Raw genomic sequence first — 12,718 nt, forward strand, 5'->3', positions numbered from 1 at the left:
GGGCATTGCGGTGATCGCCGACTGCCCATAGAAATCCCCCATGAGAAGACGCGTCATGTCCATGCTCGTCGGAACCGCGCTGGCGGCGAGCGCCCTCCTGGGGACGGGCCCCGCAACAGCCGCATCGCCAACAGCCGCATCGCCGCTGACGGTCGCCTCGTCAGCGGCCACCGACCCGCCTCCCTCCGAGTTCGGCACCGACTGGCACGACCCGGTCACCGCCGCGCCCCCCATCCGGAAGCCGCACACCAGGTCCTGCCAAGTCACGGTCGCGGAAGCCCAGTTCAAGGACTTCACGCCGTACAAGGGGGAGTACGCGCCTCCGGCCGGGTGCGGGGACCGGTGGAGCAAGGTCGTCCTGCGCATGGACGGCAAGGTCAAGGGACGGCAGTACGACCGCCTGGGTTACCTCCGCATTGGCGGGATCGAGATCTTTCGCACGTCCACGCCCGAGCCGTCGCCCGATGGCATCGCCTGGTCCGTGGAGAAGGACGTCACGCGCTACAGCGCGACGCTGCGTGGCGACCGGCCGGTGGAGATGCTGATCGGGAACGTCGTCAACGAGACGTACACCGGCGTCATCGACGTCAAGGCCACCCTCACGTTCTACGCCACGGAGAGGGAGAAGGAGAAGAAGGAGTCGTCGGCTCAGCGAGTCCCCGACCGCGTCCTGCCGCTCGAAGGCGGCACCCTCACCACCCCGCGCAACAGCGAACACCTCGTCGCCGAGGTGTACGCCACCGGTTCCGGCGGCGGATGCGAGGAGTACTGGTATCTGACCGTGCCCGGCGCCGCGCCGTACTCCTGCAAGGCGGACGAAGGGCCCTACCGCGAGGTGCAGGTCACGGTGGACGGGAGATTGGCCGGGATCGCCGCGCCGTTCCCGACCGTATGGACCGGCGGCTGGTCCAACCCCTTTCTCTGGTACGTGATTCCTGGCCCCCGCGCCTTCGACATCAAGCCCATCGAGTACGACCTGACGCCCTTCGCGGGGCTGCTCAACGACGGGCGGCCGCATGACGTGGAGGTCTCCGTCGTCGGCGTGTCCAAGGGGCAGACCGGGTGGAGCACCCCGGCCAACGTGCTGGTCTGGCAGGACGAGAAGAGTGATCACGTCACGGGCGAGCTCACCCGGCACCGCGAGGACGACCTCGCCAACGAGGCGACGTACACGCCCGGTTCGCCCACGAAGGAGCACCGTCTGGACACCGAGGGCGGCCACCGGCTCAGCGTCTCCGGCTATGTGAACACCTCGCACGGCCGCGTCGCCACGACCGTCACGCGCACCGTCGCGAACACCTCGGTCCACCGCTGGACCGAGGGTGAGTCGATGGACGCGCTCAAGGCGACCTGGACCGACGACGAGAAGGTCACGACGGGCAGCCGCGCCGTGCGCACCGACCGGACGTACACGATGGACGGCACCACGACGCTCGGTGCCGGGGACCGGCTGCGCACCGAGATCGCGCTCGGTGACCGCGCCGAGAGCGTCACGCGGCACGGTGGGCGGCGCGCCAACTGGTCGGTCCTTGACGACCGTTACGACGGTGACGCGACGTACACCGCGAACGTCCCGCGCGAAGAGCGACAGGCCCTGGGTACTTCGCGCGAGCGCTACCGGCTGATCGGCGACGACGGATGCCATGACCGCACGCTGGCCACGGTCCAGGGAATCCTGACGCGGGACAGTCGCCGCTGCTGATCGCCCGCCCGGTCCCGCCCCGCGTCACTGTGGACGGCTGTGGCCCCAGCTGGGCACAGCCGTCCCACCGCTCGTCGCCGAACCCGCCTCAAGTCCCAGGCGTCTACTATCCCTTCGGCTTCTCCGAGTCCACGCCGGGACGGGCCTTCTTCCACAGCCCGCGAGTGAAGTCGGGGATCGCCTGCGGCGCGCCCTTCGCCTTGATCGACAGATGGCTCAGCGGCACGGGCGACGTCCAGGTCGCCGCGTCGTACACGTCGAAGTCCGGGACGAGCCCGAGCTGCATGGTCTGCATCAGGCGGAAGATCATGATGTAGTCCATGCCGCCGTGGCCGCCCGGCGGGTTGGCGTGCTCCTTCCACAGCCAGTGGTCGAACTCGGCGGCGTACTTGCCGAAGTCGCCCCACTCGTCGTTCGTGTGGTCCGGCTCGATGTAGATGCGCTCCGGATAGTCCTCGAAGACGCCCCTCGTGCCGCCCAGGCTGTTGATGCGCGAGTACGGATGCGGCGTGGAGACATCGTGTTCGAGCCGGATGACCCGGCCCTTCGCCGTCTGGACGAGGCTGATCGTACGGTCGCTCTCGATGTACGTCTCCTTCCAGCTCGGGTCACCGGAGGGCATGTTCTTCTTGCGGTACTCGGCGAGGCCGAGTGCGGGCGTGCCGAAGCTGGAGATGTGGGTGACGCGGTCGCCCCGGTTGACGTCCATGTAGTTGGCGACCGGGCCGAAGCCGTGGTTGGGGTAGAGGTCGCCGCGCAGCCGCGTGTGCCACAGTCGGCGCCAGGGACCCTCGTAGTAGTCGGGGTCGAACATCAGACCGCGCAGGTCGTGGTTGTACGCGCCCGCGCCGTGCAGCAGGTCGCCGAACTTGCCCGCGTGCGCCATCCGCAGGACGCGCATCTCGTTCTTGCCGTAACAGCAGTTCTCCAACTGCACGCAGTGTCTGCGGGTGCGCTCGGACAGGTCGACCAACTCCCAGAGCTGGTCGAGCCGCAGAGCGATCGGACATTCCACGCCGACGTGTTTGCCGTTCAGCATCGCTGACTTGGCCATGTCGAAGTGGAAGTCCCAGGGCGTCGCCACGTACACGAAGTCGATGTCCCCGCGCTTGCACAGGTTCTCGTAGTCGTGCTCGCCCTTGGTGTACGTGGCCGGGGCGGGCTGGCCCGCGGTGGTGACCTTCTTCGCGGCGGCCGCGGTCTTCTCCTTGACCGGGTCGCAGAGCGCGACGACGCGGACGCCGGGGATCGCGAGGAACAGGTCGATCATGCTGCCGCCGCGGTTGCCGAGCCCGATGATGCCGACCCGCACGGTGGAGCGCCGCTGGAACGGCACGCCGATCATGGTGTCGCCCTTGCGGGCGGGAGCGGCGTCGACCGCCGCGGTGGCGCTCTCCGGGGCAGCGGCTCCCTGGGCGGCGCTCCCCGGCGTCTGCGCCCGGGCCGTTCCGCCGGTGACGGCGCCGATCCCGAGCCCCGCGCCCGCGAGACCCGCCGTGCGGAGCATCGCACGTCGTGAGTGGCCGTCGGCGGTGGCGTCGGTGGATTCGTCCGGGACCGGTGTCGCGTTCTCGTCGTGCATCGGACCTCCGTCGTCGTGGTCTCTACCACTGGGCGGAAGCCACCTTGATGGCGGTGCGGGCGAGAAGCAAGAGGCTGTAGTGATCGAGGAGTTGGACTTCTCGCGGTCCGTGTCGCTGGCCTGGCCGTTCGCCTTGTCGCTGGACTCCTCGCGCTACGGACGCGTGGCGCGCTCCAGCTCCAGGAGTACGGAGTAGTAGCCGCGGCCCGTCGCGTGGTCCATGCCGACCTCGCACATGCGGTTCGCCGAGAGATGCGCGTCGAAGGGGCGGGCGGTGACCTCGGCGGCCTCCTTGCGCGTGGCCGACTCCGTGAGCTCCTTGTGGAGCATGCCCCGGTCGCCCGCGAAGGCGCAGCAGCCCGCGTCGTCAGGCACGACGACCTCGTCCGCGCAGGCCTCGGCGACGGCGCGCAGCTGTGCCTCGTCGCCCAGGTGCCGCATGGAGCAGGTGGGATGCAGCACGGCCGAGCCGACGGTGCGGTGCACGGTCAGCCGGGGGAGCAGCTCATCGGCGGCCCAGACGATCGAGTCGACGATCGTCAGCTCCTGGTGCAGCTCGCGGTTGTCGTCCGTCAGATAGGGCACCACCTCGTGCGCGATGCCGAGCGTGCAGGACGAGGCGTCGACGACCAGCGGGAGCCGCCCGCCCGCCGTCCAGCCCCAGGCCGCCTCGACGATGCGATTGGCCATGACCCTGTTGCCCGCGTCGTACCCCTTGGAGTGCCAGATCGTCGCGCAGCACGTCCCCGCGACATCGTCCGGAATCCAAACTGACTTCCCCGCGCGCGTGGAGACCGCCACGACGGCCTCGGCCAGGGAACGGTCGCCGGGGCTCCCGAAGATGCGGTTGACACACGCCGGGTAGTAGACCGCGGAGGCGCCCACGCGCGCGGTGCGCGGCAGCTTGCGGGCGGCGGCCCCCGGGATCTGCGGCAGCCACTCCGGTACGAGGTCGGGGCGCACGGCCTTGCGGGCGGTGCGGGTCACCGTGGTGAGCAGCCGGTCGCTGATCCGGTCCGCGGCGGCCACCGCGAGCCGCGCGGCCGCCTCGACCGCCTTGAAGTTCCTGGCGGTGAGCGCCGCGACCTTCTCCTCGCGGGGCGAGTGACGGGCGTGCCGGAAGTCCTTCATCAGGGCGCCCGTGTCGATGCCGACCGGGCAGGCCAGCTTGCAGGTCGAGTCGCCCGCGCAGGTGTCCACGGCGTCGTAGCCGTACGCCTCGACGAGACCTTCCTCGACGGGGGACCCCGCGGGCTGGCGCATCATCTCGCGGCGCAGCACGATGCGCTGGCGCGGTGTCGTAGTCAAGTCCTCGCTGGGGCAGGTCGGTTCGCAGAAGCCGCACTCGATGCACGGGTCGGCGATCGGCTCCACCGTGGGGATGGTCTTCAGGCCGCGCAGATGGGCCTTCGGGTCCCGGTCGAGGACGATGCGTGGGGCGAGCACGCCGTCGGGATCGATGACCTGCTTGGTGCGCCACATCAGTTCGGTCGCCTTGGGGCCCCATTCCAGCTCGAGGAAGGGCGCGATGTTGCGGCCCGTGGCGTGCTCCGCCTTCAGGGAGCCGTCGAAGCGCTCGACGGTCAGGCGGCAGAAGTCGTCCATGAAGGCGGCGTAGCGGTCCACGTCGGTGGGCTTCGCCGCGTCGAAGGCGAGCAGGAAGTGGAGGTTCCCGTGCGCCGCGTGGCCCGCCGCGGCGGCGTCGAAGCCGTGCCGCGTCTGGAGTTCGAGCAGCGCTTCGCACGCCTCGGCGAGCCGCTCGGGAGGCACCGCGAAGTCCTCGGTGATCAGCGTCGTCCCCGAGGGGCGCGAGCCGCCGACGGCCGTGACGAACGCCTTGCGCGCCTTCCAGTAGCCGTTGATCGTGCCGGGGTCGCGGGTGAAGGCATTGGTCACCGAGGCGACGGGCGCCACCAGTTCGAGCCCTTCGGTGGCCTTGGCCGCGGCCGCTTCGTACGCCTCCTGGGTGGCCACGTCCGGTGCGCGGAACTCCACCAGGAGCGCGGCGGTCGACTTCGGCAGCTCGGCCCAGTCGGCGGGCACCCCTTGCACACTGACCGAGGCGCGCAGCGTATTGCCGTCCATCAGCTCCACGGCGAGCGCACCGGCGGCGTTGAACAGCGGCACCGCCGCGGCGGCCGCGGGCAGCGAGGGGAAGAAGAGCAGGGCGCTCGTCGTGTGCCGGTCCAGCGGCAGCGTGTCGAACACGACCTCCGAGATGAAGCCGAAGGTGCCCTCGGAGCCGACCATCAGGCCGCGCAGGATCCGCACGGGGGTCTCGCCGTCGAGGAAGGCGTCCAGGCGGTAGCCGTTGGTGTTCTTGATCTCGTACTTGGCGCGGATGCGGGCGGTGAGCTCGGCATCCGCCTCGATCTCCCGCTTGATGGCCAGGAGCCCCTCGCAGAGGGCGGGTTCCGCGTGGGCCAGCTGCTCGTCGGCGTCCGGCTCGGCGGTGTCCACGACCGTCCCCGAGGGGAGCACGAAGGTCAGCGAGGCGACCGTGCGGTAGGAGTTGCGGGTGGTGCCCGCCGTCATGCCCGACGCGTTGTTCGCGACGACGCCGCCGATGGTGCAGGCGATGGCGCTCGCCGGGTCGGGGCCGAGCACCCGGCCGAACCGGGAGAGCGCGGTGTTGGCGCGCACCACGGTGGTGCCGGGGCCGATGCGCGCCCGCTCGCCCTCGCCGATGACCTCGATGCCCGACCAGTGCTTGCGCACGTCGACGAGGATGTCCTCGCCCTGGGCCTGGCCGTTCAGCGACGTCCCCGCCGCGCGGAAGACGACCTCGCGGCCCTTGCCGTGCGCGTACGAGAGGATCGCCGATACGTCGTCGATGTCCTCGGGGACGACCACGACCTGCGGCAGGAACCGGTAGGGGCTCGCGTCCGAGGCGTACCGCACCAGGTCGGAGACCTTCGTCAGGACCTTGTCGGCGCCGAGCAGCGCGGTCAGTTCGGTGCGCAGCGGGTCAGGTGTGCCGGAGGCCCGCAGGTCGGCCACCCGGTCGGGTGACGGCTTCGGGGCGCGCGACGTGGGGCGCAGGGCGTCCGGCTCGGGCTCCAGCAGGGGCATGAGCACTCCTCGGCGGTGGTCGGCAACGACGTCCGGGTCGTCAGCAACGGCGTCCGGGGTCGTCGAGCAGGGCGGACAGCAGGCCGCCGAGCACCTCGCGCTGTGCGGCGGTCAGTGGGGCCAGGATGTCCTCTGCGGCGGCTCTGCGCGCGCTGCGCAGCTTCTTGAGTGCGTCCTGCCCCGCGTCCGTGAGTTCGATCCGGATGACGCGGCGATTGCTCAGATCCGGCGCGCGGCGCACCAGGCCGCCCGACTCCAGGCCGTCGACGAGGCTCGTCACCGCGCGCGGCACCACTTCGAGGCGCTGTGCCAGGTCGGCCATGCGCGGCGGCGTCTCGTAGTGCGCGAGGGTGCGCAGCAGCCGGGACTGGGCCGGGGTGATGCCCACCGGCTCCAGATGGTGCTTCTGGATGCGGTGCAGCCTGCGGGTGAGCCGCAGCAACTGTTCGGCGAGAGGGCCGTCGGTGTCCGGGGTGCTCATGACGGGAACATTATCAGGACCATGTGCATTGTGAGTATAGGTAACAGTGAGCTATGCTCCCTGAATCTCGCATCATCCGGAACAAGGTCCCGTACGCCCTCACCCCGTAGGAGCCCATGCGTCACGACGAACCCACCTGGACGCCGCCGCCCCAGGCCCCCGGCCAGGAACCGCCGCGCCAGATGCGCCGCATCCTCCGCCTCTTCCGCCCCTACCGCGGCCGCCTCGCGGTCGTGGGCCTGCTGGTCTGCGCCGCGTCCCTCGTCTCGGTCGCGACGCCCTTCCTGCTCAAGGAGATCCTCGACACCGCGATCCCGCAGGGGCGCACGGGCCTGCTGAGCCTGCTCGCGCTCGGCATGATCGTCAGCGCGGTCGTCACGAGCGTCTTCGGCGTCCTGCAGACCCTGATCAGTACGTCCGTGGGGCAGCGGGTCATGCACGACCTGCGCACCGCCGTCTACGGCCGACTGCAGAGCATGTCCCTGGCCTTCTTCACCCGCACCCGCACGGGCGAGGTCCAGTCCCGGATAGCCAACGACATCGGCGGCATGCAGGCGACCGTCACCTCCACCGCCACGTCCCTGGTCTCGAACCTCACGAGCGTGATCGCGACCGTCGTCGCCATGCTCGCCCTGGACTGGCGCCTGACCGTCGTCTCGCTGCTGCTGCTCCCCGTGTTCGTGTGGATCAGCCGCCGCGTCGGCCGCGAGCGCAAGAAGATCGCCACGCAGCGCCAGAAGCAGATGGCCGCGATGGCGGCGACGGTCACCGAGTCCCTCTCGGTGAGCGGCATCGTCCTGGGCCGCACGATGGGCCGCTCCGACTCCCTGACCAAGTCCTTCTCCGACGAGTCCGAGCAGCTCGTCGACCTGGAGATCCGGTCGAACATGGCGGGCCGCTGGCGCATGGCCGTCATCTCGATCGTCATGGCCGCCATGCCCGCCGTCATCTACTGGACCGCGGGCATCGCCTTCCAGATGGGTGGCCCGACCGTCTCGATCGGCACGCTCGTCGCCTTCGTCTCGCTCCAGCAGGGCCTGTTCCGGCCGACGGTCAGCCTGCTCTCCACCGGCGTGCAGATCCAGACCTCGCTCGCGCTCTTCCAGCGCATCTTCGAGTACCTCGACCTGCCCATCGACATCACCGAACCCGAGCACCCGGTACGCCTCGACAAGATCAAGGGCGAGGTCCGCTTCGAGGGCGTCGAGTTCCGTTACGACGACAAGTCGGGGCCCACGCTCCAGGACATCGACATCGAGATACCCGCGGGCGGCAGCCTCGCCGTGGTCGGGCCCACGGGATCCGGCAAGTCGACCCTGAGCCACCTCGTGCCCCGGCTGTACGACGTGACGGGCGGGCGCGTCACGCTCGACGGTGTCGACGTGCGGGACCTGGACTTCGACACGCTCGCGCGCGCCGTCGGAGTCGTCTCCCAGGAGACCTACCTCTTCCACGCCTCGGTCGCCGAGAACCTCCGCTTCGCCAAGCCCGACGCCACCGACGAGGAAATGGTCGCCGCGGCCCGCGCGGCCCAGATCCACGACCACATCGCGTCGCTGCCCGACGGGTACGACACGGTGGTCGGTGAGCGCGGCCACCGCTTCTCCGGCGGTGAGAAGCAGCGCCTCGCCATCGCCCGCACGATCCTGCGGGACCCGCCCGTCCTCATCCTCGACGAGGCGACCAGCGCCCTGGACACCCGCACCGAGCGGGCCGTGCAGGAAGCCATCGACGCGCTGTCCGCGAACCGCACCACGCTCACCATCGCCCACCGGCTCTCCACGGTCCGCGGCGCCGACCAGATCGTGGTCCTCGACGGCGGGCGCACCGCCGAGCGAGGCACCCACGAGCAGCTCCTGGCGCGCGACGGGCGTTACGCCGCCCTGGTGCGCAGAGACGCGCAACTGGAGCCCGCGACATGAAGATATGCCAGGAATGTCATGTTCTGCGGGTTACCGTGCCCGCATGCAGACCAAGACTCCGCGACGGGGCACGATTCGACTGACGCGGCGGGGCCGGATCGCCCTGATCGCGACCGGAGCCGTCGCGGCGGCCACCGCCGTGGCGGTGCCGCTGATGCTTCCGGACGACGACGCGCGGCCCGAGTCGCTGACCATTCCCGAAGGCTGGCGATCGGGCCAGGTGTACGCGGCCGTGGACCAGGCGCTCAAGGTGCCCGCGGGCAGCACGAAGAAGGCCCTGCCCAAGGCCGGTCTCAAGCTTCCCAGTGACGCCGGGGGCAACCCCGAGGGGTACCTCTTCCCCGCCACGTATCCGATCAGCTCCCAGTCGACCCCGGCCTCCGTCCTGTCGTACATGGTGAACACGGCGACGAAGAAGTTCGGCGGCAGCCAGGTCACCGCCGGCGCCGACCGCAACGCGGTGAACGTCTACCAGACCGTCACCATCGCCAGCATGATCGAGGCGGAGGCGGGCTCCAAGGCGGACATGGGCAAGGTGGCCCGGGTCATCTACAACCGGCTCGACCAGGGCATGCCGTTGCAGATGGACTCCACCGTCAACTACGCCCTGAACCGCTCCACGCTGGCCACCACCGACCGTGACACGAAGATCAACAGCCCGTACAACACCTATGCGCGCATGGGCCTGCCGCCCACGCCGATCGGCAACCCGGGCGAAGCGGCGATGCGCGCGGCGACCAGCCCGACGCGTGGGGACTGGCTGTACTTCGTCACCGTGAAACCGGGTGACACGCGGTTCACGTCGAGCTTCGAGACGCATCGCAAGAACGTCGCGGAGTTCAACAAGCACGCGAAGAGCTAGGTGCCCCTTCCCGGCCCCGGTCCGGACTCTTGTGCCGCGCTGAGCGGCGCGAGATTCTGGCATGCGCTCCGCGCCGAACCACCGGCAACGACAGCGCCGCGCACCGCACGTGACCCGACCCCACCTCTGGCCAACCGGTCAACTGGTCAACCGGTCGACCGGTCAACGAAAGGTTCAGGTGCACCGGGAATGAGAATGCCCTCCCGTGGGCGGACGGCAGCGGTGCTGCTGCCCGCCGCGCTCATAGCCGCAGGACTCCAGTTAGGCGTCACACCACCCGCAGGACATGCCTCGTCCGGCCCTTCCGCCGGGGAGCTGCGGCTCGCGCGTGGCGCCGAGGTCGCCGTGCCGGACGGCTGGATCGTCGTACTGAAGGAGCCCGCGAAGGCCGCCGCGGCCGCCGCGGCCGCCGTGCCCGACGTGGCGCGCGAGCTGGTGGGCCGGGCCGAAGGGGCCCGGCTCGGTCATGTGTACCGCGCCGCGCTGCACGGCTTCTCCGCGCGGATGAGCCGCGCGCAGGCGGCCCGGACGGCCGCCGATCCCCGTGTCGCGTACATCCGCCAGGACACCCGGGTGAGCGTGGTCGACACGGCCGTGGACACCACGGCCGGCGATACGACCCAGCCGAACGCGCCCTGGGGCCTGGACCGGATCGACCAGCGGCGCCTCCCGCTCTCCACCACGTACACGTACCGCACGACCGCGCCCGACGTCAGCGTGTACGTCATCGACACGGGCCTGCGGACCACGCACAAGGAGTTCGGCGGCCGGGCCTCGGTCGGCACCGACACGGTGGGCGACGGCAGGAACGGCGAGGACTGCAACGGCCACGGCACCCAGGTCGGCGGCATCGCCGCGGGCACGACGTACGGAGTGGCCAAGAAGGCCAAGGTCGTGGCGGTGCGGGTACTCGACTGCCAGGGCTCGGGCACCGCGTCGGGCGTGATCGCGGGCGTCGACTGGGTGACCGCCAAGGCGGCGCGCCCCGCGGTCGCGAACATGAGCCTCGGCGGCACGGCCAGCGAGGCCATCGACACCGCGGTGCGCAACTCGATCCGTTCCGGGGTCACGTACACCGTCGCGGCGGGCAGCGAGGGCCAGGCGGGCGGCGCGTGCGGCACCTCGCCCTCGCGGGTGCCCGAGACGATCAGCGTCGGCGCCAGCGACCGCGGCGACCGCAGGGCCGGCTCCTCGAACTACGGCGACTGCGTGTCCCTGTTCGCACCGGGGGTGCAGATCCCCTCGGCGTGGATCGGCAGCGACACCGCGACGGCGACGCTCAGCGGGACCTCGATGGCCACGGCGCACGCGGCCGGGGCGGCCGCGCTCCATCTTGGGTTTCGGCCCGCGGACACCCCGGCGCAGGTGAAGCGTGGGCTTGTCGACAATGCCACGACGGGGGTGCTGCAGGGGACCCCGCCGGTTGTGCCCGACAGGTTGCTCTACACCCTTTACTTGCCTTAGTCGCTTCGTTGCGCGTGCGGGTCGCTTTGTGGCTGGGCGCGCCGTTCCTCGCGCCCCTTACGGGGCCCTCATGCCGTGACTGGCTCCTGGGCGAGTAGCCGTTGGATCTCCCGTACCGCCGCGCGGCCCGCGCGATTCGCGCCGATCGTGCTGGCCGAAGGTCCGTAGCCGACCAGGTGGATGCGGGCGTCGGCGGCGGCGCGGGTGCCCTCCATGCGGATGCCGCCGCCCGGCTCGCGCAGCCGCAGGGGGGCCAGGTGCTCGATCGCCGGGCGGAAGCCCGTCGCCCAGAGGATGACGTCCGCGTCGACGTGGCGCCCGTCGTCCCACTCGACGCCGCTCGGCGTGATGCGGTCGAACATCGGGAGCCGGTCGAGCACGCCGTCGGCCCGCGCCCGCCGGATGGCGTCGTTCACGGGCAACCCCGTCACCGACACCACGCTCCGTGGCGGGAGCCCCTGACGTACGCGTTCCTCGACCATGGCCACGGCCGAGCGCCCCCAGTCCTCGGTGAAGGGCCCCTCGCGGTAGACCGGCGGACGGCGGGTGACCCAGGTGGTCGCGGCCGCGTACGGGGCGATCTCCATGAGGTGCTGCGTACCGGACGCGCCACCGCCCACCACGACGACCCGCTGCCCCTCGAACGCCTCGGGCCCCGGATAGACCGCCGTGTGCAACTGCCGCCCGCGGAACGTCTCCTGGCCCGGGTAGCGGGGCCAGAACGGCCGGTCCCAGGTGCCCGTCGCACTGATGACCGCACGGGTCGACCAGGTGCCCGCCGAGGTCTCGACGAGCAGTCGGCCCGCCTCGCCCTCGCGGACCTCGCGTACGTCGACGGGGCGCCGCACCTGCAGGTCGAAGCGGTGTTCGTACGCCTCGAAGTACTCCCCGATGACCTCCGACGACGGGCGCGCGGGGTCCGCGTCCGTCAGCTCGAAGCCCGGGAGCGAGTGCATGCCGTGGACCTTCGCGTACGTCAGGGAGGGCCAGCGGAACTGCCAGGCGCCGCCGGGCCGGGGCGCGTGGTCGAGCACCACGAAGTCCCGGTCGGGCTCGAAGCCGACCCGCCGCAGGTGGTGGGCGCTGGACAGGCCCGCCTGCCCGGCGCCGATGACGACCACGTCCACGTTCTGTACCGCCGCTGGGGCGGCCGCGTCTCGTACCCCGATGTCGTTCACGTTTCTACTAACCGCGTCGGGGTCGGAGATCTTCCCGCGACTACACGGCCTGTGTCTCGACCGTCAGGAACGACAGGGGTTCCTCGCCGATGTTCTTGAGGTCGTGCAGGTGGTGGCGTCCCTCGTCGAGGCGGAAGTGGAGGGTCTGGCCGCGGGCGAAGGAGATCTCGCGGCTGGCGCCGTCTTCGGAGTGCTGGCGGGCGTGGCCGTCGGTCAGCGCGATCCAGGTGTAGTCCCGTTCGTGCCGGTGGACGGGGAGGCGCTCGCCCGGTGCCAGGTGCGTCTCCCAGACGCGTACTTGCTCCGTCTTCTTCAGGAGCGTCTGGCCCAGCTGGTCGTTGTGGGAGTTGGCCGCGAACTCCTGGTGCAGGGGCGGGCTCCAGCGGTCGAACCCTTCGGCGACGACGGTGCTGGTGAAGGGGAGATCGGAGCGGGAATCGTGACCCACGAAGGGA

The 12,718-nt window shown here is 70.7% G+C and carries 9 protein-coding genes; 4 read left to right on the forward strand and 5 right to left on the reverse strand.

Translation table 11 applies throughout. The features are described 5' to 3' along the window. Positions 1 to 40 precede the first annotated feature (40 nt). Complete coding sequence (locus CP970_RS40040; protein WP_079043331.1) at positions 41 to 1,702, forward strand: peptide-N4-asparagine amidase; 1,662 nt, start codon at positions 41 to 43, stop codon at positions 1,700 to 1,702. Positions 1,703 to 1,808: 106 nt separating this feature from the next. Here CP970_RS40040 and CP970_RS40045 read toward each other — a convergent pair whose 3' ends face one another. The 3 genes from CP970_RS40045 to CP970_RS40055 form a co-directional block, all read right to left on the reverse strand. Next, the gene (locus tag CP970_RS40045; protein ID WP_055545297.1) at positions 1,809 to 3,284 is read right to left on the reverse strand and encodes a Gfo/Idh/MocA family protein; all 1,476 of its coding nucleotides are present in this window, start codon (positions 3,282 to 3,284) and stop codon (positions 1,809 to 1,811) included. 153 nt (positions 3,285 to 3,437) lie between these two features. Beyond that, the gene (locus tag CP970_RS40050; RefSeq protein WP_055545298.1) at positions 3,438 to 6,356 is read right to left on the reverse strand and encodes an FAD-binding and (Fe-S)-binding domain-containing protein; all 2,919 of its coding nucleotides are present in this window, start codon (positions 6,354 to 6,356) and stop codon (positions 3,438 to 3,440) included. 40 nt (positions 6,357 to 6,396) lie between these two features. Beyond that, entirely contained in the window at positions 6,397 to 6,837 is a 441-nt protein-coding gene (locus tag CP970_RS40055) for a MarR family winged helix-turn-helix transcriptional regulator (protein ID WP_055545299.1), read from the reverse strand. Positions 6,838 to 6,953: 116 nt separating this feature from the next. Here CP970_RS40055 and CP970_RS40060 point away from each other — a divergent pair, with 116 nt between their 5' ends. The 3 genes from CP970_RS40060 to CP970_RS40070 all read left to right on the forward strand — a co-directional run bounded on the left by CP970_RS40060 (position 6,954) and on the right by CP970_RS40070 (position 11,085). Beyond that, a complete protein-coding gene (locus tag CP970_RS40060) occupies positions 6,954 to 8,759 on the forward strand; it encodes an ABC transporter ATP-binding protein (RefSeq protein WP_055545300.1) in 1,806 nt (601 codons plus the stop codon). Positions 8,760 to 8,802: 43 nt separating this feature from the next. Beyond that, positions 8,803 to 9,621, forward strand: a complete 819-nt coding sequence (gene mltG, locus CP970_RS40065) for an endolytic transglycosylase MltG (protein ID WP_055545301.1) — start codon at positions 8,803 to 8,805, stop codon at positions 9,619 to 9,621. A gap of 195 nt (positions 9,622 to 9,816) precedes the next feature. Then, positions 9,817 to 11,085 (forward strand): S8 family peptidase, encoded by a 1,269-nt coding sequence (locus CP970_RS40070; RefSeq protein ID WP_224058972.1) that lies wholly within the window; start codon positions 9,817 to 9,819, stop codon positions 11,083 to 11,085. Positions 11,086 to 11,153: 68 nt separating this feature from the next. Here CP970_RS40070 and CP970_RS40075 read toward each other — a convergent pair whose 3' ends face one another. Together CP970_RS40075 and CP970_RS40080 are read right to left on the reverse strand one after the other, a co-directional pair. Beyond that, complete coding sequence (locus CP970_RS40075) at positions 11,154 to 12,263, reverse strand: NAD(P)-binding domain-containing protein (RefSeq protein ID WP_055545303.1); 1,110 nt, start codon at positions 12,261 to 12,263, stop codon at positions 11,154 to 11,156. A gap of 40 nt (positions 12,264 to 12,303) precedes the next feature. Further along, on the reverse strand, positions 12,304 to 12,711 hold the full coding sequence (locus tag CP970_RS40080) for a cupin domain-containing protein (protein WP_055545304.1): 408 nt from the start codon (positions 12,709 to 12,711) through the stop codon (positions 12,304 to 12,306). Positions 12,712 to 12,718 lie beyond the last annotated feature (7 nt).

It is taken from the genome of Streptomyces kanamyceticus (genome assembly GCF_008704495.1).
GTDB lineage: Bacteria > Actinomycetota > Actinomycetes > Streptomycetales > Streptomycetaceae > Streptomyces > Streptomyces kanamyceticus.